The sequence below is a fragment of the Acinetobacter sp. LMB-5 genome, from assembly GCF_001541635.1.
Classification (GTDB): domain Bacteria; phylum Pseudomonadota; class Gammaproteobacteria; order Pseudomonadales; family Moraxellaceae; genus Acinetobacter; species Acinetobacter pittii.
Genome location: NZ_LRDR01000013.1, coordinates 43,157 through 67,646, shown reverse-complemented (window position 1 = coordinate 67,646; position 24,490 = coordinate 43,157). Strand labels below are relative to the sequence as shown.

The 24,490-nt window shown below is 39.9% G+C and carries 25 protein-coding genes; 15 read left to right on the top strand and 10 right to left on the bottom strand.

The window, feature by feature from the left end; all coding sequences use genetic code 11:
- Positions 1 to 252 precede the first annotated feature (252 nt).
- Positions 253 to 1,932 (top strand): long-chain-fatty-acid--CoA ligase, encoded by a 1,680-nt coding sequence (locus tag AW165_RS16190; protein ID WP_060466399.1) that lies wholly within the window; start codon positions 253 to 255, stop codon positions 1,930 to 1,932.
- Positions 1,933 to 1,972: 40 nt separating this feature from the next.
- Here the strand turns inward: AW165_RS16190 and AW165_RS16185 are convergent, their stop codons facing one another.
- The gene (locus AW165_RS16185) at positions 1,973 to 2,365 is read right to left on the bottom strand and encodes a hypothetical protein (protein WP_014208156.1); all 393 of its coding nucleotides are present in this window, start codon (positions 2,363 to 2,365) and stop codon (positions 1,973 to 1,975) included.
- Positions 2,366 to 2,471: 106 nt separating this feature from the next.
- On the opposite strand from AW165_RS16185, the gene AW165_RS16180 reads away from it, so the two are divergent.
- Both AW165_RS16180 and ppa read left to right on the top strand, forming a co-directional pair.
- Complete coding sequence (locus tag AW165_RS16180; RefSeq protein WP_002121258.1) at positions 2,472 to 2,870, top strand: MAPEG family protein; 399 nt, start codon at positions 2,472 to 2,474, stop codon at positions 2,868 to 2,870.
- Positions 2,871 to 2,997: 127 nt separating this feature from the next.
- A complete protein-coding gene (ppa, locus tag AW165_RS16175; protein WP_002121243.1) occupies positions 2,998 to 3,522 on the top strand; it encodes an inorganic diphosphatase in 525 nt (174 codons plus the stop codon).
- A gap of 107 nt (positions 3,523 to 3,629) precedes the next feature.
- Here the strand turns inward: ppa and AW165_RS16170 are convergent, their stop codons facing one another.
- A complete protein-coding gene (locus AW165_RS16170) occupies positions 3,630 to 4,934 on the bottom strand; it encodes an OprD family outer membrane porin (protein ID WP_060466398.1) in 1,305 nt (434 codons plus the stop codon).
- Between the two features lie 736 nt (positions 4,935 to 5,670).
- On the opposite strand from AW165_RS16170, the gene AW165_RS16165 reads away from it, so the two are divergent.
- Positions 5,671 to 5,859 (top strand): hypothetical protein, encoded by a 189-nt coding sequence (locus tag AW165_RS16165; RefSeq protein ID WP_060466397.1) that lies wholly within the window; start codon positions 5,671 to 5,673, stop codon positions 5,857 to 5,859.
- A 38-nt stretch (positions 5,860 to 5,897) separates the two neighbouring features.
- Complete coding sequence (locus tag AW165_RS16160; RefSeq protein WP_033851261.1) at positions 5,898 to 6,719, top strand: TorF family putative porin; 822 nt, start codon at positions 5,898 to 5,900, stop codon at positions 6,717 to 6,719.
- Positions 6,720 to 6,761: 42 nt separating this feature from the next.
- Here AW165_RS16160 and AW165_RS16155 read toward each other — a convergent pair whose 3' ends face one another.
- Together AW165_RS16155 and AW165_RS16150 are read right to left on the bottom strand one after the other, a co-directional pair.
- The gene (locus AW165_RS16155) at positions 6,762 to 7,640 is read right to left on the bottom strand and encodes a dihydrodipicolinate synthase family protein (RefSeq protein ID WP_060466396.1); all 879 of its coding nucleotides are present in this window, start codon (positions 7,638 to 7,640) and stop codon (positions 6,762 to 6,764) included.
- A 15-nt stretch (positions 7,641 to 7,655) separates the two neighbouring features.
- The gene (locus AW165_RS16150; protein WP_060466395.1) at positions 7,656 to 8,432 is read right to left on the bottom strand and encodes an aldolase; all 777 of its coding nucleotides are present in this window, start codon (positions 8,430 to 8,432) and stop codon (positions 7,656 to 7,658) included.
- 111 nt (positions 8,433 to 8,543) lie between these two features.
- Here AW165_RS16150 and AW165_RS16145 point away from each other — a divergent pair, with 111 nt between their 5' ends.
- Positions 8,544 to 9,977, top strand: coding sequence for a PLP-dependent aminotransferase family protein (locus AW165_RS16145; protein ID WP_060466394.1), 1,434 nt, complete (start codon positions 8,544 to 8,546; stop codon positions 9,975 to 9,977).
- 13 nt (positions 9,978 to 9,990) lie between these two features.
- Here AW165_RS16145 and AW165_RS16140 read toward each other — a convergent pair whose 3' ends face one another.
- Together AW165_RS16140 and AW165_RS16135 are read right to left on the bottom strand one after the other, a co-directional pair.
- The gene (locus tag AW165_RS16140) at positions 9,991 to 11,478 is read right to left on the bottom strand and encodes a YifB family Mg chelatase-like AAA ATPase (RefSeq protein ID WP_060466393.1); all 1,488 of its coding nucleotides are present in this window, start codon (positions 11,476 to 11,478) and stop codon (positions 9,991 to 9,993) included.
- A gap of 65 nt (positions 11,479 to 11,543) precedes the next feature.
- Positions 11,544 to 11,771, bottom strand: coding sequence for an accessory factor UbiK family protein (locus tag AW165_RS16135; protein ID WP_002121136.1), 228 nt, complete (start codon positions 11,769 to 11,771; stop codon positions 11,544 to 11,546).
- Positions 11,772 to 12,049: 278 nt separating this feature from the next.
- Here AW165_RS16135 and glnK point away from each other — a divergent pair, with 278 nt between their 5' ends.
- The 6 genes from glnK to AW165_RS16105 all read left to right on the top strand — a co-directional run bounded on the left by glnK (position 12,050) and on the right by AW165_RS16105 (position 17,553).
- Positions 12,050 to 12,388, top strand: coding sequence for a P-II family nitrogen regulator (gene glnK, locus AW165_RS16130; RefSeq protein WP_000780326.1), 339 nt, complete (start codon positions 12,050 to 12,052; stop codon positions 12,386 to 12,388).
- Positions 12,389 to 12,445: 57 nt separating this feature from the next.
- Positions 12,446 to 13,843, top strand: coding sequence for an ammonium transporter (locus AW165_RS16125; protein ID WP_060466392.1), 1,398 nt, complete (start codon positions 12,446 to 12,448; stop codon positions 13,841 to 13,843).
- 158 nt (positions 13,844 to 14,001) lie between these two features.
- Positions 14,002 to 14,460: a transcriptional regulator NrdR gene (gene nrdR, locus AW165_RS16120; RefSeq protein WP_000543541.1), complete on the top strand. Its 459-nt coding sequence runs from the start codon at positions 14,002 to 14,004 to the stop codon at positions 14,458 to 14,460.
- A gap of 15 nt (positions 14,461 to 14,475) precedes the next feature.
- Positions 14,476 to 15,561 (top strand): bifunctional diaminohydroxyphosphoribosylaminopyrimidine deaminase/5-amino-6-(5-phosphoribosylamino)uracil reductase RibD, encoded by a 1,086-nt coding sequence (ribD, locus tag AW165_RS16115; protein WP_039763910.1) that lies wholly within the window; start codon positions 14,476 to 14,478, stop codon positions 15,559 to 15,561.
- On the top strand, positions 15,558 to 16,850 hold the full coding sequence (locus tag AW165_RS16110; RefSeq protein ID WP_002121221.1) for a DNA adenine methylase: 1,293 nt from the start codon (positions 15,558 to 15,560) through the stop codon (positions 16,848 to 16,850). Before ribD ends, AW165_RS16110 begins: the two co-directional genes overlap by 4 nt.
- A 43-nt stretch (positions 16,851 to 16,893) precedes the next feature.
- Complete coding sequence (locus AW165_RS16105; protein ID WP_002121149.1) at positions 16,894 to 17,553, top strand: riboflavin synthase; 660 nt, start codon at positions 16,894 to 16,896, stop codon at positions 17,551 to 17,553.
- A 60-nt stretch (positions 17,554 to 17,613) separates the two neighbouring features.
- On the opposite strand, the gene AW165_RS16100 is transcribed toward AW165_RS16105, so the two are convergent.
- The 4 genes from AW165_RS16100 to AW165_RS16085 all read right to left on the bottom strand — a co-directional run bounded on the left by AW165_RS16100 (position 17,614) and on the right by AW165_RS16085 (position 20,489).
- On the bottom strand, positions 17,614 to 17,832 hold the full coding sequence (locus tag AW165_RS16100) for a hypothetical protein (RefSeq protein WP_046812232.1): 219 nt from the start codon (positions 17,830 to 17,832) through the stop codon (positions 17,614 to 17,616).
- Positions 17,833 to 17,963: 131 nt separating this feature from the next.
- Positions 17,964 to 18,602 (bottom strand): hypothetical protein, encoded by a 639-nt coding sequence (locus AW165_RS16095; RefSeq protein WP_081309730.1) that lies wholly within the window; start codon positions 18,600 to 18,602, stop codon positions 17,964 to 17,966.
- Between the two features lie 38 nt (positions 18,603 to 18,640).
- A complete protein-coding gene (locus tag AW165_RS16090) occupies positions 18,641 to 19,048 on the bottom strand; it encodes a DNA polymerase III subunit chi (protein WP_060466391.1) in 408 nt (135 codons plus the stop codon).
- On the bottom strand, positions 19,041 to 20,489 hold the full coding sequence (locus AW165_RS16085) for a leucyl aminopeptidase (protein WP_002121215.1): 1,449 nt from the start codon (positions 20,487 to 20,489) through the stop codon (positions 19,041 to 19,043). The genes AW165_RS16090 and AW165_RS16085 overlap by 8 nt, the downstream gene beginning before the upstream one ends.
- Positions 20,490 to 20,632: 143 nt before the next feature.
- On the opposite strand from AW165_RS16085, the gene lptF reads away from it, so the two are divergent.
- The 3 genes from lptF to gpmI all read left to right on the top strand — a co-directional run bounded on the left by lptF (position 20,633) and on the right by gpmI (position 24,478).
- The gene (lptF, locus tag AW165_RS16080; RefSeq protein ID WP_002121169.1) at positions 20,633 to 21,733 is read left to right on the top strand and encodes an LPS export ABC transporter permease LptF; all 1,101 of its coding nucleotides are present in this window, start codon (positions 20,633 to 20,635) and stop codon (positions 21,731 to 21,733) included.
- Positions 21,733 to 22,803, top strand: a complete 1,071-nt coding sequence (gene lptG / locus AW165_RS16075) for an LPS export ABC transporter permease LptG (protein WP_002121203.1) — start codon at positions 21,733 to 21,735, stop codon at positions 22,801 to 22,803. The genes lptF and lptG overlap by 1 nt, the downstream gene beginning before the upstream one ends.
- A 127-nt stretch (positions 22,804 to 22,930) precedes the next feature.
- A complete protein-coding gene (gene gpmI, locus AW165_RS16070; RefSeq protein ID WP_060466390.1) occupies positions 22,931 to 24,478 on the top strand; it encodes a 2,3-bisphosphoglycerate-independent phosphoglycerate mutase in 1,548 nt (515 codons plus the stop codon).
- Positions 24,479 to 24,490: the final 12 nt, after the last annotated feature.

The window sequence follows — 24,490 nt, the reverse complement described above, 5'->3', positions numbered from 1 at the left end:
CAAGCAATGAACTGAACTTATTGGTATTGGATAACGATTAAAAGGACAGCAATTTGGAGTACGCAATTTGTACTCCATGCAAAAAATTTGACAGGGTCAAATTGTCAAAACTTCTGTCTCATAATCTTGTTCGAAAGTGTCATGAATGTGCCAATAAGTTTTAAATATGTTCTGGCACCAAGAAGCTAAAGAATAGCTGGGGCATTGAATAACAGTTATTACTAAGGATTACGAATCGGAGATAATGGCATTATGGAAAAGATTTGGTTTGCAGAATACCAAAAAACAGGGATTCCAGAAACAGTAGCATTGCCTGCGGAAAATACCTCTCTTGTTGATATTTTTGAGAGTAATTTCCAAAAATTTGGTTCTCGTGATGCCTTTATCTTTATGGATAAAGCGATGTCATTTAACGAGTTGGAACTTGCAAGCCGTAAGTTCGCGACCTATTTGCAAAATTTGGGGTTAGCAAAGGGAACTCGTGTGGCAGTGATGATGCCGAACGTATTGCAATATCCTGTAGTTGCATTAGCTGTGTTACGTGCAGGCTTAGTATTAGTGAATGTAAACCCACTTTATACTGCGCGTGAGCTTGAGCATCAATTGAATGACTCAGGTGCAGAAGTACTCGTGATTATCGAAAACTTTGCCAGTGTTTACCAAAGCATTTTAGGTAAAACTCCTGTGAAGCATGTTGTGGTTGCGACAGTAGGGGATATGCTTGGTACGCTTAAAGGTACATTAGTAAATTTCGTATTACGTAAAGTACGTAAGCAAATTCCTGCTTGGAATATTCCAGGGTACGTTAAATTTAATACAGCATTAAATAAAGTAAGTCCGAGTAATTATAAGCGTCCAAATTTAACTTTAAGTGATACTGCCGTGCTTCAATATACAGGTGGTACTACAGGTGTTTCAAAAGGTGCGGAATTAACACATCTTAATTTGGTTGCCAACCTTTTACAGTGTGATGGTATCTTCCAAAGTAAATTTGGTGCAAATGATGGTGCTAAAGGCGACCGTATTGTTTGCGCATTACCGCTTTATCATATTTTTGCGTTCATGGTTTGCGCGATGTACGGTATGTATAAGGGTCAGGCAAATATCTTGATTCCGAACCCGCGTGATTTACCAGCGGTAATTAATGAATTACGTAAATATCAGCCATCATTCTTCCCAGCAGTAAATACATTATTTAATGCTTTAGTGAATAATGAAGAATTTAAACAACTTGATCATAGCAATCTAAAAATGGCGATGGGCGGTGGTATGGCAGTTCTACCTTCTACAGCAGAAGCTTGGAAGAAGATTACTGGTACAACCATTATTGAAGGTTATGGTTTGTCTGAGACTTCTCCGGTAGCAACTGCAAACCCTCCTGCATCTACTGAATTTAGCGGCACAATTGGTATTCCATTACCTTTAACAGAAGTTGCTATTTTAGATGATGAGGGTAAAGAAGTTGCCTTAGGTGAGCAAGGTGAAATCTCTATTCGTGGTCCTCAAGTCATGAAAGGCTATTGGAAGCGTCCTGATGAGACTGCAAAAGTCATGACTGCAGACGGTTTCTTCCGTACTGGTGATATCGGCGTTATGGATAGTCGTGGATATACTAAAATTGTAGATCGTAAAAAAGATATGATTTTGGTTTCTGGCTTTAACGTTTATCCAAGCGAAATCGAAGAAGTTATTGCTAAACATCCAAAAGTGTTGGAAGTTGCAGCAATTGGTGTTCCTGATGAAAAATCAGGTGAAGTGCCAAAACTCTTTATCGTGAAAAAAGATCAAAGCTTAACAACTGAAGAAATTTTGAACTTTGCTAAAGAAAACTTAACAGGTTATAAACGCCCTCGTTATGTTGAGTTTATGGATGAATTACCTAAATCAAACGTAGGCAAAATCTTACGTAAAGACTTACGTAAGCCAGCCTAAAAAGTTAATAAAAAAGCGCCTTAGGGCGCTTTTTTTGTTTTTACATTTTGTTGTGGCTCTTCATAAACCAGCGGTCTATGTAAGGACGACCAATTCCTACCATCCCAACAAAAACTAGCATTGTGCCCAATTGCAAACGCAGATGAGTTAAATCGAGCTGACCATAACTTAAATAATTATCTGCTAGGCAATATAGGGTAATCACAATTAACCAATGCCATAAAGGAAGTCGTTTAATACCGACTGCAATAAAAGTAATTGTTAAAATAACAAAGGTGCCCAGTGTCGATTGCCAATTTAGATTTGCACAAATCACACTCAATAAAAAAGCCACAATAGGAAGTACGATTTTTAATATACGGTCTACCTGAAGTTGATTTTGTTTTTGCTTCTCTAAGACTTCAAACAATTCTTTTTGATCAGGTTGTTGCATACATGGCCCTATTAATCAGTGATGACAAGTGATTGCATAAAATTTCAGGTAAAAACGCAATGTTATGATAGCATGATCAACAGTATTTTCAGTGATGGATGGCACTATGCAGGGCATCAGCGGCATTATCTATATTATTTTAGTGGCATGTTTGCTGCCATATGCATTTACCGTAATTGCAAAATTTACAGGTGGTTTTCAGCCCGTTGATAATCAAAACCCGAGAGCTTTTTTGGCTAAAACAACAGGCCTTGCTGCTCGAGCTAACGCCGTACAACAAAATAGTTTTGAAAGCCTACCTTTATTCTTAACAGCTATTTTAATGGCTGAATATATGGTTGTTCCAGAATATTTTATTCTGAGATTAGGCTGGGCATATATTATTTTAAGAGTTATTTATGGCATCTGCTATTTAAGTAACTGGGCAACTTTACGCTCGATTGTTTGGTTCTTATCTATATTGTGTCCAATCTTCTTACTTGTGGTCACGATTAAACTGACTTGAGTGTCATTCTGTCATCATTCATATCAACTTTCGCGTGTGCCCATTGTATAATCGGCATCATTTTGATGATATCCACGCTATAATCGAGTGGATTTTACATCTGACTTCATAACGAAAGAGTATTGATATGAGTTACAGCAATATCCCAGCAGGTAAAGATGCGCCAAATGACATCTATGTCATCATTGAAATTCCTGCAAATGCAGCACCAATTAAATATGAAATCGATAAAGATTCTGATGCATTGTTTGTAGACCGTTTCATGGGTACAGCAATGTTCTATCCAGCAAACTATGGCTATGTTCCAAATACTTTGTCTGAAGATGGCGACCCATTAGACGTACTTGTTGTAACTCCACATCCTGTTGCTGCTGGTTCAGTCATTCGTTGCCGTCCAGTTGGTAAACTAAACATGGAAGATGACGGTGGTATTGATGCGAAATTAATCGCTGTTCCACACGAAAAATTATCTCCACTTTACAAAGACGTGAAGGAATATACAGATCTTCCTCCGTTATTGATTAGCCAAGTTGAGCATTTCTTCAGTCACTATAAAGATTTAGAACCAGGCAAATGGGTGAAAATCAGTGGTTGGGAAGGTGCTGATGTTGCTAAAGCAGAAGTATTAAAAGCAATTGAAGCTGCTAAATAAGCTTTAATTTATAAGCTCAGAATGCCTTAATTGATATTTTGAGCTTAATAAAAAAACCTACATCTGTTGCCAGACGTAGGTTTTTTTATGCTTGATAGATTTGTGAATTAGAATAATTTCACAGGAATATCAAGGAAGATACGCCATTCATTAGTGTCAGGCATATAGTCTGTACTATATGCGTCGTCAGCACGGTAGATTGAATTACGTAAACGTAAGCTTGAACCTTTAGCAAAACCAGTTTGAACTGTGTATTTTACTTGGTTGAAGAATTCGCTTTCGTTTGAGTCGTCTGCACCGTTAGATGTTTTGATATCCCAGCCATACACATAAGCTGTAGTCCAGTTTAGACCAGGTAATACACCTAACTTTCCAAAGTCGAGGTTATATTGGATTTGTGCAGATTTTTCATCATTACCAATGAAGTCAGACAAATAAGAGTTTGGCAAGTAAACACTTTGACCGCCGTCTTGGTTCGCACCATAGTTATAGCCAATATTACCGCTGTTTTGTTGGTACGCTAACATCACACTATGTGGACCAGTTGCATAAGTTCCTGAAACTGCCCAAATATTATTGGTTTTGTCTTCACCCGCTGGGCCAGTTGTGTACCAAAGCGCAGCATTTTTATCAAATTTAGTATGATAACCACTGAAGTCATATGTAAGTGAGCTGTCATTAGCAAGAGGTTGCTTGTAGTTCACATTTACATAATGGCGATCAAGTTTGTCTTTTACATCAACGCCGTAGTAAGAACCGTTGAGTTGATCATCAAACTTATATTTCGCACCCCAAACCACAGCACGGTCTAAACCATTTTGGTCAGTCGCAATTTGGTCAGAGTATTGGTTTTTAGTGAATTTACCAGCAACCACTTCTAAATCTTTAATTTCATGGCTCGTTAATAACGTACCAGTAAAGTATTCAGGTACTAAACGAGCTGTGTTACTTGCAAGAACAGGTAGGTCGAGTACTTGAGTACCGTAACGTACTGTTGTATTCGAGAAACGCGCTTTTACGTTAGCACCACCACGAGCCCAGTGATCATAAGCTGAACCATCGTTGTGTTGTGGAATCATGTTATTACCAGCATTTTTATTTTCGCCGATTTTAAATGAACCATCACCCACAACACCGACACCGAAACCAACAATACCTTTAGTAAAGCCAGAGTCGATATTTACAATTGCCGTTTGGGCAAATGAACTATTGTCTTTAACTGATACAGTTTTACCTGAGTTGCTATTAACATAGTTGGTTTTATCACGGTTGATATAACCTGTACGGAAGAGAATAGAACCGTTCGCATCTTCAACAAATCCTTTTGCCTCACTTTGCTCGCTTGCCTGAGCTGAGGAAATTATTGCCGCAGAAATGAGAACTGCTAATGTAAGTTTTTGTGCTTTTAGCATATTTAAAGAACCTCATAAAAACGATAAATCCTGTGCCTTGTTATTGTTCAAAGCCTAGGATTTCCATCAATTGTATAAGTAATCTATAAAAAAGATATATTTTTGTTGATTTTATTTTATATATGCTATGCAGAAATTGATTAATGTGCTACTGGTTATTAATAAATTTAATAATAATCTTTTATACTTAATCTATTGTTTAAAATAAAAAAAGTAATTTATTTTTTAGTGGATTTTTACCATTTATTTTATATTTAAACTTCAAAAAATAGTTGAATCTTGTGTTCATTTTTTACTCTTTTTTGTTGGATATGTTTACTTTTTAAGCTCATTTTAAGTTTCTTTTTTCGTCACTTTTATTTTTATACCTTTTAAATTGTTACTATATAACGTTATTTTAAAAATGGAATGTACAAAAATAGATCACTAACAGTTGGTCAATAGAATATGTTTGGGTTGATCAAATTTAGTGCAATACATTGCTTATATTTTGTGCACTACTCTTTTTATCCATATTATTGCTTAAAAAAGACCCAAAATAGTACATCTACTTTAAACAAGTAATAAATAAACAAATCCAATGAGTAGAAATGCGCAATCACAGATCATTACAAGCATTGTCCTCCAGAAATTTACATACTTTTTATATCTCACCTCTAAGATTAAATAGAAAATTTATGTGCAACAAATGAATACTTCACGCCTCGCTCATTAATTTCCGATAAGGGGTTTTCATATGTCTAGTATTTTATATTACATAACAGTTTTATTTTATCACTATGTTTTTTATAGATATATTTTTATAAAAATTACAGAGAAATTTTATAATAAAGTGAGTTTGATCTCAAAATTAATGAAGAGCACTGATAGCAAATTTGTACTTGGCACAGCAATTGCTAAAGCTCAAGTAACACAATTTGTTTAATTCCTATAAATCGTGCGTTCATTGTGGGGGAGATCAAAATGATGAAATTTGCACTTAAGGCAGTAACTCTTGGTATCTTTGCAGCAGGGTCAACTATGGCTATGGCTGAAGATGCTCCATCTTTTTATGGAATCACGGCAACAGGTAATGTAGCCGCGACCACAGACTACCGTTTCCGCGGTGTTACTCAATCTTCAAATAACCCAGCTATTCAAGGTGGGTTCACTTTTTCACACAAGTCAGGGGCTTATTTATCGCTCTGGGGCTCAAGTGTTGATTTTGGTGTAACTGGGAACTCAACAGAAACTGATGTCGCGTTGGGATATACCAATACTTTAAAATTATCCGATACGCTTGCGCCAACGTATGATATCGGTGTAATTCATTATGGTTATATTGGTTCTGGTCATAGTTTTGACCGTAATGGCATAGGTTATGATGGTAAAAATGGTCTAGATTTTAATGAAGTTTACGGTAAATTAACTTTTGCTAATTCTTTACTTAAAGGCGATGCACTCAGTGTAGGTGTGAACTATTCAGATGACTACTGGGCTAATTCTAAGCAGTTCTGGTATTTTAATGTCGGTTATTCTGCGCCAATTGCAGATACAGGATTTACAGGACTTGCTTCAGTTGGTTATAACAAATTCAAAAATAAAGAAGCTTTAGCCGTAGTTGGTGGTGGCCCTGGTAAAGATGATAGCTATATCGATTATAAAGTTGGCGTCAACTATAACATTTTAGGTATTGTTGCTGAGTTAGATGTTGTTGGTACAGATATTAGTACTTCTGGCATGACTGATGCTCAGAAAAAACCTTATGACACAGGTTTAGTGTTTAGTTTAACTAAAACATTCTAAGTTTGAGTTTTAAAAAAGCGGGTAAATAAACCCGCTTTTTTATTAGTTTTCTATTTCAGAAAGTAGCTGTTTTAACTGGTTAAGCTCAATATCCGTAGCTTTAGATAATGGCTTGCGTGGTAAGCCCGCAGAGACACCTTTTAGTTGTAAACCAGCTTTAATCGTTTTAGGTAAACCACCATTTACAATAAAACTTAGTAGAGGAAGTTGCTGATAAAATGAATTCTGGGCCTGTTCCAATTCACCATTTTTTACATGTTCAATAAGCTGTTGAGGTCGCTGACCTAACAGGTTTGGTGCTGCTGTACACCAACCGCTTGCTCCAGCACATAAAGCTTCTAAAGCTAGAGGGTTACACCCGTTATAAAATGGGAGTTCTCCTTTTGATAGCTCATAAATTTTATGCATGCGCTGAATATCACCGCTACTTTCTTTCACCATCGTAATATTTGCAATGCTATTAAACATACGCACAATTAATTCTGGAGACATATCAACACCGCTAGTCGCGGGGTTGTTATAAATCATAATTGGTAGAGTAGTTTGTTGGGCAATCGCTTGATAATATTCAAAAATATCTTGGTCTGTTAGCCTCCAATAAGATATAGGAATCACCATTAGTGCATCTGCACCATAGCTTTGCGCGATTTGGGCTTTTTTGATGGCTTGATCAGTTGTGAGTTCTGAAATTCCAATAATGACAGGCATGCGTTTATTAATACTTTCAATTGAAGTTTTTGCGACTAAGCACCATTCATCCCATTCAAGATAAGCGCTTTCGCCTGTACTGCCTAAAGGCGCAATCGCGTCGCAGCCGTTTTCAATAAGCATATCCAGCATCTGTTTTAAAACAGGAAGATTAATGGTGTTGTCATCAGAAAATGGGGTAACAGGGTAGCCAATAATGCCGTTTAGTTTCATGGTGGAAATCTCTTTTTAAATACAGTCAGAATGTTTTTTCAAAGCTTTACGTGCGTAGTAGGCAAAGTTCACTTTGTTGCGTTTATCGGTAGAAACCCAGTCATGAGCTTCTGTTGCTAAAGCATGGGGGATGGGCTGGATTTGTCCGGCAGACATGGCTAGCAGTTGCAGTTGAGCTGCTCGTTCAATTAAAAGAGCCAAGTTGCATGCTTCTTCAATGGTTTTTCCTGTAACCAGTTGGCCATGATGAGACAACAAAACAGCACGGTTTTTACCAAGCGCAGAAGAAATCAAAATACCTTCTTCATTGCCCACAGGAACTCCCGGCCAGTGGCCTACAAAGGAGCAGTCTTCGTAAAGTGCGCAAACGTCCATTTGGGAAATCATGAGTGGAATCTGAAGCATGGAGAGAGCAGCAACATGGGTAGGATGCGTATGGATAATGCAGTTCACTTCTGGATGTTCTTTATAAATCCATGTGTGAAAACGGTTGGCTGGGTTTGCCATTCCTTCTTGATTGATGGGTTCTAAATCTTGGTTCACTTCAAGTAAGTTTGAAGCAGTAATTTCATCAAAACCTAAACCGAAACGTTGGGTAATAAAGGTTTCTTTATTTTCACTACGGCATGTAATTTGACCTGCCAAACCAGCATCATGACCATGATCAAATAAAATACGACAAGTGAGTGCAAGCTTTTGACGATCACTTAAAACTGAGTCGCTAATCCACTTTTGCATGTCTTGCTGTGCGTGTTGCATGAGGTCTTGTTTGTTTACAGAAGCAGTCTTCATCTCTTCTCCAGTCCAGTTGACCAAATTAAGTAGGTGAAGGCAGAATAGAAAACAACTGGATGAATCAATACATCCAGTTTTCATAAGTTATATGGTCCAGATGGGGCGAATATGCTAAGACCTTGGCAAGTACATTTTCGTATCGATGAAAGAGAAGAAAAAACGGTTTTTCTAAAGCTTACTAACCTAATTAGTCAGGAAATTTTAAGTGGCCGTTTAGTGCAAGGGACTATGCTGCCCGGGTCCCGTAGCTTGTCAAAAGAACTAGAAATTAATCGAAAAACCGTACAAGCAGTTTACGAAGAATTAGAAGCACAAGGTTGGCTTGTGACTCGTCCCCGAAAAGGTACATTTGTAGCGGATGTTTTGCCGGAAAAACAGCTTCAAATAGAGCCAGTATCTGAACGAAAAGTTAATGATAAACCAATCACTCAAGAAGTGATTCAACGCCCACATAACGATGGTGTGCCAGATCCGAGGCTTATTCCCTACGAACTATTTTCTCGGGCATACCGGCATGCACTGATTAAAATTACGCAAAACCAGTACATGGGATATGGTGACCCACGAGGTATGGTTGAGCTAAGACAGGCTTTACAACAAATGTTGTCAATGGAACGTTTTATGAATGTTGCTGAAGATGAGATTTGTATTGTACGTGGTAGCCAGATGGGAATTTTTCTTGCCTCTCGAGCATTACCCAATCGGCAGGGCGTTATCGTTGTTGAGGAATTATATTATCCATCTGCTTTTAAAGCATTTCAATCAAATGGCTTTCAAGTGGTTTCTGTCAAATTAGATGAACAAGGTATCGTCATTGACGACCTAGAACGGATTTTACAAGAGCACTCAGTTGCTGCCATTTATACAACTCCGCATCATCAATATCCTACAACTGTAACGATGACAATGAGCCGCCGTCTTCAACTCTTAGAGCTTTCAAAAAAAAGGGACTTTTACATTATTGAAGATGACTATGACCACGAATTCCACTATGACAGTCGGCCTATGCCACCCTTAGCAAGTTTGCCTCATTCTGAATTGGTCATTCATGTGGGCTCATTATCAAAGGTCTTTGCACCCGGTATTCGCTTGGGATACGTTGTGGCATCGTCAATAATCATTCAATCGATTACAGAAGATATTCTATTGATTGATCGGCAAGGCAATAACATTACGGAACTTGCTTTAGCAGATTTAATGCAGCGAGGGGAAATCAAGCGGCATATCCGTAAAATGAAAAAAATATATCAACTACGCCGTGACCATGCCTTAGTTGAGTTCAATCGAATTTTTGCAGAGAGTGTTCAGATACAGCCACCCGCAGGTGGAATGGCTTTGTGGGTGAAATTCCAGAAACCATTTACTCAAGATCAGCTTATAAAATTAAAAGAACTTAACATTGATACAGAGCATAAGTTTAAACAGGAAGAATATCCTAATTGTAGTATCCGCTTTGGTTTTGCAGCTTTATCGGAGAAAGAAATCACTTCTCTAATTGAGACTTTAAATGAAGCTCTTAATAAAAAAACAGCGGACTTATAATCCGCTGTCTATTTTAAGAATGATTGCCTCGATAAGAGAGTGCTTCTGTAAGATGAGAACTTTGGATCATCTCACTTTGAGCCAAATCGGCAATGGTACGAGCAACCCGTAAAACACGATGATAAGCACGAGCCGACAGATTCAAACGTTGCTGAGCCATTTCAATCATTCGTTGAGAAGTACTATCAAGTACAGCATATTGCTCAAGTTGTTTGGGTGAAAGTGCTTGATTTAAACAATCTTGTCTTTGCATTTGTTGTTCATAAGCATAAATCACACGTTGTCTTACAGTCGTAGAGTCTTCAGCAGGCGTTGGATCCTGCAGTTCTTGAGCTTTTAAAGGCGGTACATCAATATGTAAATCGATACGATCAAGTAATGGCCCCGATATACGGTTTTGATAGCGCTTAATACTCTCTGGTGAACATTGGCAACGGCTGTCTTGATTAAACGCATAACCACATGGGCAGGGGTTCATCGCTGCAATGAGCTGAAAGTTTGCAGGGTAAGTAATTTGCCGGGCTGCACGTGAAATAATGATTTCTTTTGACTCAAGCGGCTGACGTAAGACTTCTAGAACTTTTCTGTCAAACTCAGGGAGTTCATCTAAAAACAAAACGCCTAAATGAGATAAGGTAATTTCACCCGGTTTAGGATGTGAACCGCCCCCAACTAGTGCAATCGCTGATGCTGTATGGTGGGGCGCGCGAAATGGACGCTGACCAAAGGTATGCGGTGTATTTGAAATAGAATAAATACTCGCGACTTCAAGCGTTTCCTGATTAGAAAGCGGTGGCAAAATTGAAGGAAGACGTGAAGCGAGTAAAGTCTTACCTGTACCTGGTGGTCCTTTAAAGAGCAGCGAGTGCCCGCCTGCGGCGGCAATTTCTAGTGCGCGACGTGGACGTAGCTGACCTTTTACATCTGCCAGATCAAATTTATAAGGCATTTGGTTTGAGGTCGTTGCAGGTTCAATCGAAGATAGTGATTTCATGCCCAAGAAATGATCACAAACTTCTTTTAAATGGCTCACTGGATAACATTCAAGATTCGGTAAATGGCTAATATCCTGACTGTTATCGAGAGGTAAAAGCATTTTATGCTTGGCCTGTTGACATGCCATTGCCAAAGTTAAAGTGCCTGACACTGGCCTTACATGGCCATCTAAAGCTAATTCACCAATTAATTCAAAATCTTCGGCACAGTTTTCTGGGAGCTGACCAGATGCAATTAAAATACCTATAGCAATAGGTAAATCTAGACGTGATCCATCTTTGGGCAAATCTGCTGGTGCAAGATTAATGGTCAGCCGTTTTGTTGGAAATTGAAATCCACTATTAATAATGGCTGAGCGAACGCGGTCTTTACTTTCTCTTACCGCCGCCTCTGCTAGGCCGACAATAGTAAGAGAAGGTAAGCCTTGACTCACATGTACCTCGACCTCAATCAAAGGTGCATGTAAACCTAAAAGTCCCCGTGTATAAATTTTAGAAAAAGACATCTTATTGTTCCATTATGGTGCTTCATTTTTAATCGTTGTAAAGTATAAATGCGCTACGTTGGTGCTTATTTTTTATTCTTTAAAGTTTCTTCTAACAAACTTACTTGTTTTTGTAGCTCTTCTAAACGTTGATTGGCTGATTGAAGTGCAGTCTTTTGACGGTCGATCTCTTGTTTGGAAACAAGATCCAACTTTTCGACCGCTTCATTTAATAATGCACGTAAATTTTTTTCCAAATCTTTTTTAGGCTCATCAATTTGTTCCAGAATGGCCTGTAGCAAAGTTTCTAGCATGAAATATCCAAAGTGTTGTATTACCTTATGCTTTACAGTTTAACACTGCTTAAGCGCTGGATATAGGTTTCAATTTTTTTAGTGCAAATAGATCATTAAATCAGCATATAACACTACTGAAAATTCATTTTATTTTTGATAGCTCATCTACATCTTGCTCACTAAATAGGTTATAAAGAAAGTTCATGCAAAAGATTCATTTCCCTCAACCTTTGAAATATTGGCATGAAAATTGAACATAAAACCTTACTGGTGAAAAGAAGCCGAAGGAAACAAACATGAAGCTTGTAACTGCAATTGTAAAACCGTTTAAATTGGATGACGTGCGTGAAGCACTCTCTGACATTGGTGTACAAGGGATTACCGTAACTGAAGTTAAAGGTTTTGGTCGTCAAAAAGGGCATACTGAACTCTACCGTGGCGCGGAGTATGTGGTTGATTTCTTACCTAAAGTAAAAATCGAGATTGCGATTAGTGATGAAATGGTCGACGCAGTAATTGAATCAATTACACGTGTCGCAAGCACTGGAAAAATCGGCGATGGTAAGATTTTTGTGACTAACCTGGAACAAGTAATCCGTATCCGTACGGGTGAAACTGGACCGGATGCTGTCTAAATTGGCACAAAGCTTGCTGAGTAGAAAATAACTCGCAAATGAGGTTGGGGGACACGAATGAAAAAAATGCTTATGGCGCTCAGTCTATCAGGCGCTCTTTTGGGTGGTACTGCCGTTTGGGCAGAAGAAGCTGTAACAACGCCAACATCGGAAGTTGCGGCTGCATCAACATCTCCAGCTACTGCAACTACTACTGCAGAAGCACCAGTTGCTGAAACTCCAGCAGCTCCAGCACCGACACCTACGCTTGATACGGGTGATACCTCTTGGATTTTAGTTTCAACCGCATTGGTTCTATTAATGACCATTCCTGGATTGGCATTATTCTATGGCGGTATGGTACGTAAAAAAAATGTACTCAGTACGATGATGTTCAGCCTTTCAGCTGCAATCTTGGTAAGTTTGCTGTGGGTGATTGCTGGTTATTCAATCGCGTTCTCTGGCACAGGTGCATTTTTTGGTGATTTGTCTAAAGCAATGCTAAACGGGGTGGCGTTTGATGCATTAAGTGGGACAATTCCTGAAAGTCTCTTTGTTATTTTCCAAATGACTTTTGCCATTATTACAGTTGCGATCCTTAGCGGTTCTATTGCAGACCGTATGAAGTATTCAGCTTTCATGGTGTTTATTGCAGTTTGGGTGCTCGTTGTCTACGCACCAATTACCCACTGGGTGTGGGCTGCAGATGGCTGGTTATTTAAAGCAGGTGCATTAGATTTTGCTGGTGGTACAGTTGTACATATCAACTCAGGTGTTGCAGGTCTAGTTGCTGCTTACATGCTTGGAAAACGTATTGGCCTTGGCCGCGAATCTATGGCTCCCCATAACCTGACTTTAACTGTAGTGGGTGCAAGCTTACTTTGGGTAGGTTGGTTCGGCTTTAACGGTGGTAGTGCTCTAGGCGCTGGTGCTCGTGCAAGTATGGCAATTTTAGTGACTCAAGTTGCTGCTGCCGCTGCTGCATTCTCTTGGTTAGTTGTTGAACGTATGATCCGTGGTAAAGCATCTGTATTAGGTGGTGCTTCTGGTGCGGTAGCTGGTTTAGTTGTGATTACACCAGCAGCAGGTTTTGTTGGGGTAGGCGGTGCTTTAGTGATGGGCCTTATTGGTGGCGTAGTGTGCTTCTGGGGTATTACAGCACTTAAACGCTTACTTAAAGCCGATGATGCTTTGGATGCGTTTGGTTTGCATGCGGTAGGTGGTATTGTCGGTGCGATTTTAACTGGCGTATTCTACAGTGACGAAATTATTAAAGCAGCCAACGTTGCATTAGCTCCAACATTCGCTGGCCAATTATGGGTACAAGTTGAAGGCGTATTAGCAACCATGGTTTACAGTGGTATCGCGACTTTCATTATTCTTAAAGTGATTGATCTTGTGATTGGTATCCGTGTTAATGCTGATGATGAGCGTATGGGTCTGGATTTAAGCCAACATGGCGAACGTATCGAATAATCATTAACATATCTGTCTTAAAAGAACAGTCTTGCGCTGTGATCAAAGCGATGCTTTGATCTTGCTCAGGACTGTTTTTTTGTCTTGAAGAATGCTGGTTCTGTAAGTGTAGAAATTTTGCTACACTAGGTCAAAGTAATCGACCCTATAAATCCGCTATGCATTGTCCATTTTGCAACGCCGCAGATAGTAAAGTCATCGATTCACGTTTAGCCGCCGAAGGCTGTCAGATTCGTCGACGTCGTGAGTGTGTAAGTTGCGGTGAACGTTTTACCACTTTTGAAAGCTATGAAGTGGTAATGCCCCGTGTGATCAAATCGAATGGAAAAAATGAACCTTTCGATGAGGCAAAATTACGCCGTTCGTTAATGCATGCTTTGCAAAAACGTCCGGTCACACAAGAGCAGATCGAAACAGTTTTAAGTGATATTCAGTTGCAGATTCGCCGTTTAGGTGAGCGTGATGTGAAATCTAGAACAATTGGCGAAATCGTCATGCAATCTTTATTTGCCCTTGACCATGTTGCTTACGTCCGATTTGCTTCTGTCTATCAAGATTTTCAGGATGTTGAAGCGTTTCGCCGTCAAATTGAGCAAATGCAACAACGTGAACACTAATCATTTGAGATTTTTATGTCTGAGTTGAAACAAGATCAGTATTGGATGCAGCAAGCTATTGAACTTGCCAAACGAGGACTATATTCGACCAAGCCTAATCCAAATGTTGGTTGTGTGATTGTCAAAGATGATCAGTTAATTGGCCAAGGTTTTCATCCTAAAGCGGGTCAGCCACACGCAGAGGTTTTTGCCTTACGCGAAGCGGGTGAACATGCACAAGGTGCAACAGCTTACGTTACGCTTGAACCATGTGCACATTATGGCAGAACCCCTCCTTGTGCCGAAGCATTGGTGAAAGCTCAAGTTAAAAAAGTAGTGGTTGCTTGTCCTGATCCAAATCCATTGGTGGCGGGTAAGGGTGTTCAGATTTTAGAAAATGCCGGAATTGAAGTAGAAGTTGGCATTTGCGAAGATTTAGCATCAAAACTTAATCAAGGTTTTTTAAAGGCAATGTCTACAGGCATGCCTTATGTGCGTTTAAAGGTAGCCTCAAGTTTAGATGGGCGTACTGCAATGGCATCAGGTGAGTCGAAATGGATTACAGGCTCTGCTGCTCGTCAAGATGTACAACATTGGCGTGCCATTTCTGGAGCAGTGATTACAGGTATTAAAACTGTGATTGCAGATGATTGTCAGCTTAATGCGCGTTCACTTAATAATTTTGATATCGAGACAGTTGCTCAGCCAAAACGTGTTGTTTTAGATCGCCAAGGACGTTTACCACTTAACGCTAAGATCTTAGAGAATCCTGAAACTGTGATGGTGATGGGGCCTTATCGCCAAGAACTTGCTGATTTAGGCGTGATACAATTAGAAATTCAGCCTTTAAAAATGCTATTACAGACCCTATCTAAGCAACATCAAATTTATGATGTGCTGGTTGAAGCTGGCGCAACATTGTCTACTGCCTTTTTGCAAGAAGGTTTGGTGGATGAATTGATCAGTTATATTGCCCCAACATTATTGGGGAAAAGTGCAAGTGCCATGTTCAATGCAGAATTTGAATATATGGCAGAGCAACTTCGTTTTACACTTCTTGATGTGACACAAATTGATCAAGATATACGCTTAAGGTTAATCCCTACGCAAGAGAAAGTATGAATTCAGAGCCTTCGGTTTATCACAAACGTCGTCATGCAGCCCGTACGACAGACGAATATCTTTTCCATCAGCTTGTGCCGTACTTGGGTAACAAGCGCCGATTGCTCCATCTAATTTTAGAAGCCCTTGAAATTACAGGGACGCTGAATAGCAAGAAAAAGAATCCACCGATTTTTGCCGATTTCTTTGCCGGCAGTGGCGTTGTATCTCGTTTAGCACGTCAAAATGGTTACCGTGTGATTGCGAATGACTGGGAACCTTATAGTCATGCTTTAAATCATGCGATTTTAGCCTGTGTAGATGCACCTGCTTTTAAAGAACTGGGGGGCTATCAAAAGGCAATCGATTATTTAAATCGCTTACCTGAAGTTAAAGGTTGGGTAACGCATAACCTTTGTCCACGTAACGATGATGTATACGATCCAACTCGTGACCGTTTATTCTTTAAACGTCGTAACGGTATGCGTATCGATGCAATTCGTCAGCAGATTGCAACATGGCAGGCACAAGGCGCAATTAATGATGTAGAGATGAGTGCTTTACTTGCGCCATTGCTCTATTCAGCTAGTTTTGTCAGTAACACGAGTGGTGTATTTAAAAGCTTCCACCAAGGGTGGGGCGGACGTACTCAAACTGCGTTAGAACGAATTGAATCATTACTTTGGTTAACACCGAGCCGTTTTTGTGAGATTGGTGATCGCAAACGTCCGGCTGCTGAAATGTGGTGTGTAGATTCACAACATCTAGCAAATCAAATGAGTGGTTTTGAGGTTGATGTTGCCTATCTCGATCCACCATATAACCAGCACGCATATAGTAGTAATTACCACGTTTTAAATGCATTAACTTTATGGGATCAGGTGGATTTACCTTCACCGGATACCAAAGGTTATAAGAGTGGTATTGATAGAGCATGGCGTAAAGAACGCCCAAGTCCATATAACTCTTCTAAACATGCAAAAGATGCGTATGAGAAATTACTTTCAACGATCAATGCACGCTATATTCTGACCAGCTATTCAACTGATGGTAATATCGAGCCGAAAGATTTACTTATGGCCAATCTGGAACGAGGCAAAGTGACCTTGTTAACACAAGATGTTCCGCGTTATCGAGTGAGTAAACAACGACAGTCTGAACGTGCACGCGTGCTTGAGTTTATTGTGATTACTGATACTCATGCTAAGTCAGGACCACCATTACGTCAGTTATTAGGCCAGCTTTACCACTTCGCCGAGCTAGGTGGTGTAGATACCTCAGGCAATAGTACACAGCTCGCACTTTGGTAAGCGCTGCAATTTAAGCAGTGTAAAAAGATTTGGAGATTGAGCCATGTTTACAGGCATCATTGAAAGTTTAGGTAAAGTTGAAAGCCTGCAAAGTGTAGGTGGTGATGTACGTCTACGTATTCAGACTGATCTGGATATGTCTGATGTACATTTGGGTGATTCGATTGCAACCAATGGTATTTGCCTCACAGTGATTGAATGGGGCGATAATTGGTATGCAGCAGATGTTTCTCGTGAAAGTTTAAATCGAACGACTTTAGGTAACTGGAAAGTTGGACAACGTGTCAATGTTGAAAAGGCAATGTTACCGACAACGCGCTTTGGCGGGCACATTGTAAGTGGTCACGTTGATGGTGTAGGTGAAATTACCGTAGTGCGTGAAGATGCTCGTTCAATCTATTATGAAGTTACAGCACCGACAGAACTTGCTAAATATTTGGCGGAAAAAGGTTCTGTAACCGTTGACGGAATTAGCTTAACGATTAACCACTTACGTGGAAATATTTTAAGCTTGAATTTGATTCCGCATACCGCAGAACGTACCAATATTGGAACATGGCAAGTAGGCAGTAAGGTCAACCTTGAAGTCGACGTGTTGGCGCGTTATATCGAGCGTTTATTGTTAGGTGATAAAGCAGCTGAACAAAAAACTGAGTCAAATATTAGTATGGCTTTTTTAGCTGAAAATGGTTTTTTAAAATAAAAGCCAGATCATCAAAATAAAAAAACCGGACATATGTTCCGGTTTTTTTATTTTTAAAAATTAATGCTTGGTGAGAGTAACCGAATGTGTGCCGACCCATGGTTTAGTATGCTGAGTGCGTGTAATTGAAAATTTACCTTTTTCCGATGCCCGTGTCAGCAAGATTGAAAGTGAATTAAAGTCGTTATGACTCATATAAAGTTCTTGTGCTGAAAATGTCCATTGTTCACCCTGATTAAGCTGCTCAAGTTGCATTGAAATCTGATGCGGAATGTCCATTTCTTACCCTCATTAATTATCTTAAATCACTACTTTCTATTCTCATAATCAATTGATCTACAAGAATAATATTTATGTCTATTTTGTGACATATAGGTGTCAGTTTTATGACAGAAGAAGTTTTTAAAACTTTACTTTTCTATTTTTTCATCAGAAAACTTAGAATTCTTTAAAATGTATTCAATTTCTTCTTGAGCTGCCGCATGTAGTTTTGCTCGGAAAGCCGTTACAGACTCTTCAATTAAGTTCTCAGCTTCAAGTTCTAAACGAATGCGTAAACTTTCAAGCTCAGATAAAATTTGATCATCGGTAATACTAAGTTTTACGCCAGCAGAATAATTGACGGCTGGGGTTTCTGGATTTTTCTGATAACGTGCAGTTTGTTCTGCAACTTCTTGTTCTAAATGGCTACGTAATGTCTGTAATGTTTCAGTCTGTTCATTAAACTTGCGAATTTCGTCTGCTTGCAATGCCGCAGCATAAGCGGCTTCTGATGCACGTTTATCAGCAAGTGCTTTTTCTAAAGCGAGCTGACGACGGATACGTGCTTGCTCAATAAGCTCTGCTTTAAGGTCCGCGTAAGCTTGTTCAATTTTTTGCTGCGATTCTAACTGCGCTTTTTCGTCATTTAAAACCCAAAGCTGAATAGGGGTTTGGGGTTCTAATAGGTCGCAAATACGTGCCAGATCCTGTTGATAGGCATGACGGACAGCTTCAGGCGCATTTAACCATCTTTTTTTAAAATCTTGCCCGACATTTAATGCCACCATGCTTCTCCTTTGTTCAACAGTATTTACATTTTAGCGCGTTATAATTTAAAGGTCCGCGGTTCTATACCCAAACGGCGATACATTTTAAATTTTTCTCGACCAATTTGCTTGGCTGTTTCATTATTTTCAACAATTTCTATAATGTGGCTAAAATGATCAACTTGTTCAAGTGCATGATTGTTAAAATTAAATACTAACAAGCCTTGTTCAAGCGGTTGTTTAGCCGAAATACATACAGCAGCTTCAGCTTGATCAATCCCATGCGCAATGAAACTTGCAGGGTGGAAATCCCATAATCTTTCATCAAGAGTTTGTTGTAGCTGCACATCTGGGCAATACCACCAGATTTTAGGATGCTTCTGCAAAATCTTTCGGCATAAACGGCAAGCACTATCGACTTGCCGTTCTTCACTGGTTTCAAACAGATAAAAACTAACTTTAGCCATTCGTATTTACACGATTCGCTAAAAATTGCATGAGTAATGGTACTGGACGACCTGTTGCACCTTTAGCTGGACCAGATAACCACGCTGTTCCTGCTACATCTAAATGAGCCCAACGGTACTCACGTGTAAAGCGCTCAAGGAAACATGCTGCCGTAATCGCACCGCCGTATGGACCGCCGATGTTTGCAATATCAGCAAATGGTGAATCAAGTAATTCTTGATAATCTTCAATGACTGGCATACGCCATACACGGTCAAATGATTGCTCACCCGCTTGTTGAAGTTCAGCTGCTAAAGCATCATCTGGTGAGAACAAACCACTCAGTACTTTACCCAAAGCAACTACGCATGCACCAGTTAATGTTGCGATATCAACCACAACTGCTGGGTTGAAGCGTTTGATATAGGTCAATGTGTCGCACAGTACCAAACGACCTTCCGCATCGGTATTTAAAATTTCAACTGTTTGTCCGCTCATGGTTGTCACAATATCGCCTGGGCGAGTTGCTTTACCTGAAGGCATGTTTTCTGCAGCGGCAATTGCTCCAACGACATGAATAGGGAGTTTTGCTTCGCATAGCGCACGGATAGTACCTAATACAGAGGCTGCACCGCACATATCGAACTTCATTTCATCCATGCCTAGGCCTGGTTTTAAAGAAATACCGCCTGTATCAAAAGTAACGCCTTTACCAACAAGCACAACAGGCGCTTGGTCAATTCCAGCTTGGTATTCGAGTGTTACGATACGACCCGGACGTTCAGATCCTTTGCTGACAGCAAGAAAAGCATACATACCTAAATCAGCCATTTGCTGTTCATTTAAGACAGTTACTTTGAGTAAATCAGGGAATTCTGCAGCTAAAGCTAATGCTTGTTCTGCCAAATATTCAGGGAAACAAATGTTACCTGGACGGTTTCCAAGGTCACGTGCATACGACTGACCAGACTGTACGGCATGCACTAAAGCCAGTTGTTTTTCATCGAGGCTCGTTGTTGAACTAATTAAATCAACCTGTTGTAACACAAATTCATTTTTTTTCGATTTAAACTCATCATAACCATAAGCTGCTTGAGTTAAGCTTAAAGCGAATAAATAATGGTATTCGACAGGTAACGCAGCAATATCAATTGCGATATGCTTAAATTTATTTTGTGTCGATTTGATAATGGTTTGGGCGAGTTTAGCGAGCTTAACCGCCTGAAGTTCGGCTGTTTTTCCTAAGCCAAGTAATTGGCTATGAGGTTGATTTGAAACCTGACCGAATAAAGGCAGAGTTTCATTGAAGTTGCCTTTGAATTGGGTGGCAGTAAGAACGCTTTCTAGGTTATTGATTTGATATGTGTTGATGTTGCTTTGTAGCTGTTCTGAATCAACTAAAACCCACAAAGATTCATTAGATGTCTGTTCGGGAAAAGTTGTATAAGTTGTAAATTTCATGGCTGCCGTGATTGCCTATAGAAAGTTATGTTGGATTAAAACATTGAAACACTTTCAAGCATAGCGTTGCAATGTGCGGTTTTATATTTTTAACATTCGGGTAAACTAGCACACGTCCCGATTAGCCTTTTGGAAGTATTACTTTGATTATTCGGCGTTATCTCGTCAAGCAAGTTGTCTCTACCTCATTGGTGGTCATTTCTTTACTGACCTTAATCATGATGGGTGGTCGTCTGATCAAATACTTTGGTGTGGCGGCGCAGGGGCGTTTAGATGCCAGTATCTTGTTTAGCATCATTGGATATCGTTTACCTGAATTTCTAACACTCATTTTACCATTGGGTTTTTTCATTGGTTTAATGTTGGTGTTTGGTCGTTTATATGTTGACCATGAAATGGCTGTATTAAACGGTAGTGGTGTAAGCCGTCATCAATTAGCACGATTACTCATTCCAATGACGCTGGTTTATATGGTGTTTCAGTCTGTGCTTATGCTCTGGATGACGCCGTGGGGACTACGTGAGTTTGAAAAACTGACAACTACACAAGCTGTTCGGACAGGTTTCGATTTGGTTCGACCAAGAGAGTTCATTTCTTCTGGGCCATATACGATCTATGCAGGTTCATTGTCAGAAGACCGAAAGAATTTGAAGGATATTTTCTTTTATCAACGCGCTGCTAAAGAAGATAAGCCAGATGTTATGATTTTGGCAAAGGAAGCGACTCGTGTAGAAGTTGCAAATGACACCGCCAATGTCGTTGATCTGGTACAAGGTCGTCGCTATGAAATATTCCCGGGACAACCAAAATATACACAAGCAGAGTTCCAGTCTTATCGTCTACGTTTAGAAAATGACAAAGATGTTAAGTTTGAGAGTGGCGATGTAGAAGCACTATCAACAACAAAACTCTTTTCAAAAACGAATGATCCAGTCATCAGAAGTGAGTTGGGATGGCGTTTATTTGGGCCATTCACGATTGTTATTGCGTTAATGCTATCGGTGGCATTGTCTGAGGTGAGCCCACGACAAGGTCGTTATTACCGTCTTATTCCGGCGATTTTTATTTTTTCCAGTCTGATCGTATTAATGATTGCAATCAAGACTCGTATTAGTAAAGAAGAACTCGATATTTGGGCTTATCCTGCCGTGTTAGTTGTGTATGGCGTTGCTGCCGCCTTATTCTCACGTAAGCAGAAGTTAGGACCAAAAATCAAGAAACAGATCAAGCGAGTGAAATTATAATGTTAGCACGTCGAATAGTCGCCAAATATGTGACGAAAACCACTGCGCTTGCGATGTTTGGCACCACAGTTGTTTTGTCCATTCTTCAGGTCTTATTTACATATCTTGGCGAGTTGGGTGAGCTCAAACCAGACTATAACGCATGGCAAGCTCTCGTCTATGTCTTGTGGGGAGCTCCTCGCTATCTCTATGAAATTTTACCTATCTCTGCCTTGATTGGTGCTGTGATTGGGCTGGGCTCATTAGCAACGAGTAGTGAGCTCATTGTTATGCGTTCAGTTGGTGTTAGCTTATGGCGTATTGTAGGTTGGGTTATGCGCTCAGCTTTACTGCTTATTATTTTGTCATTTGCTTTAAGTGAATGGGTTATTCCTTACACGAATGAAAAAGCACAAAGTGTTAAAAGCCATCGTTCAGTAGCTGCTTTAGGTGAAGTTAAAGGCTATTGGTCACGTGAAGGGCAGCGATTTATCTATATCGACTATGCTAACTCTCAAGGTAATTTAAGAGACATTCAAGTGGTCGACTTTGACCAGAACTATTACTTGCAATCATTAATTAATGCTCAGCAAGGACAGTTTATTAAAAATGGTCAATGGGCTTTGAAAAAAGCTGAACAAATGGACATTTTGGCGGCAGGCAATGCCATCAAAACTGACCATGAAGAACAATCACTTGCTTTAGCATTACAGCCTAAATATGTGCATATGGTGACTTTAGATCCTGAAGATTTATCGCCAAGCCAACTGATTAGCTTTATGCGTTATATGGATGAATATAGCCAGGTACCAAAAACGTACCAATTGGCTTTCTGGCAAAAAGTTGCTTCGCCATTTTCACTTATCGCATTAGTTCTCGTGGCGTGTTCTTTTATTTTTGGACCGTTACGCCAACAATCAATGGGTTTCCGTTTGGTGATCGCATTGTTTATTGGTTTGAGTTTCTATTATTTGCAGGATTTCTTGGGCTATGCGAGCTTGGTTTATTCTCCATCTCCAGCATGGTTCGTACTTGTACCTATCTTGCTAATGTTTGGTGCCGGAAGTTATTTGCTTTACCGCGCTCGCTAGTAATAAGTGATATTTATGGTTTTTCATCAATCGCGGATATTGGTGAAAGCCATAGGAATAAATAGAGTCTTGACCGAAAATTCGGTAAGATATTGTGACGAAATTGTAGACAAAAGAGAAATTGATTATGACGGATGCAACTGCTGGCAAGATCCCTCACGTTCTGGTCATTATGGATGGTGTTGGACACCGTGAAGCGATTGAAGATAATGCTTTTCTTGCAGCAAAAACACCAAATTTGGCGGCAATGAAAGCCAAGCATCCGAATAGTCTAATTTCTGGTTCAGGTGAAGATGTTGGATTGCCTGATGGTCAAATGGGGAATTCTGAAGTCGGCCATATGAATCTTGGTGCCGGGCGTGTGCTTTATCAAGACTTTACCCGTATTACTAAAGATATCCGTACTGGTGACTTTTTCAAACATGAAGTGTTGATCGACGCTGTTGAAAAAGCCAAAGCTGCTGGCGGTGCTGTCCATATTATGGGGCTACTTTCAGAAGGTGGCGTCCATTCACATGAAGATCATATTGTGGCGATGTGTGAGCTTGCATTAAAACGCGGAGCAAAAGTTTATTTACACGCTTTCCTTGATGGTCGTGATACACCTCCACGCAGTGCTCAGCCGTCTTTAGAAAAATTAGATGCATTATTTGCTCAATATCCGGGCCAAGGCCGTATCGCAACCATGATTGGTCGCTACTTTGCAATGGACCGTGACAACCGTTGGGATCGCGTTGAGCAAGCTTATCGCTTGTTAACCGAAGGTGAAGCACTTCGTACTGCGCAAACAGCGGTTGAAGGCTTAGAGCTAGCTTATGCAGCCAATGAAAATGATGAGTTTGTAAAAGCGACTCGTATTGGTGATATTGCTAAAGTTCAAGATGGTGATAGCGTTGTATTTATGAATTTCCGTGCTGACCGAGCTCGTGAAATTACTCGCGCATTTGTAGAGAAAGACTTTGCTGGTTTTGAACGCAAAGTTGTACCAAATCTTTCTAAATTTGTGATGTTAACGCGTTATCAGGCAAGCATTGATGCACCAGTTGCATATATGCCAGAAGCCCTTAAAAATTCATTGGGTGAGTATTTATCTTCTTTAGGTAAAACCCAGTTACGTATTTCTGAAACTGAAAAGTATGCACATGTAACATTCTTCTTTAGTGGTGGTCGTGAAGATGAATATCCAGGTGAAAAACGTATTCTAATTCCATCTCCAAACGTTGCGACATATGACCTTAAGCCAGAAATGAGTGCTTATGAAGTCACTGATGAGTTGGTTAAAGCGATTAATTCGGGTGAGTACGACTTATTAGTTGTGAACTATGCAAATGGTGATATGGTCGGTCATACGGGTGTGTTTGATGCTGCGGTTAAAGCAGTTGAAGCGGTTGATACTTGTTTAGGTCGTGTCTATGAGGCAGTTATGGCGAAAAAAGGCCATATGCTCATTACTGCTGACCATGGTAACGTTGAACAAATGCAAGACTACGAAAGTGGGCAAGTGCATACTCAACATACAACTGAGCTTGTGCCGTTTATCTATGTTGGCCCAACACAAGCAACAATTGCAGAAGGTGGTGTGCTTGCAGACGTAGCACCGACAATTCTCAATTTAATGAAGATTCCTGTTCCTGCTGAAATGCAAGGACGTAATCTGATTACACTATCTGCATAAGTTAAAGGTGAT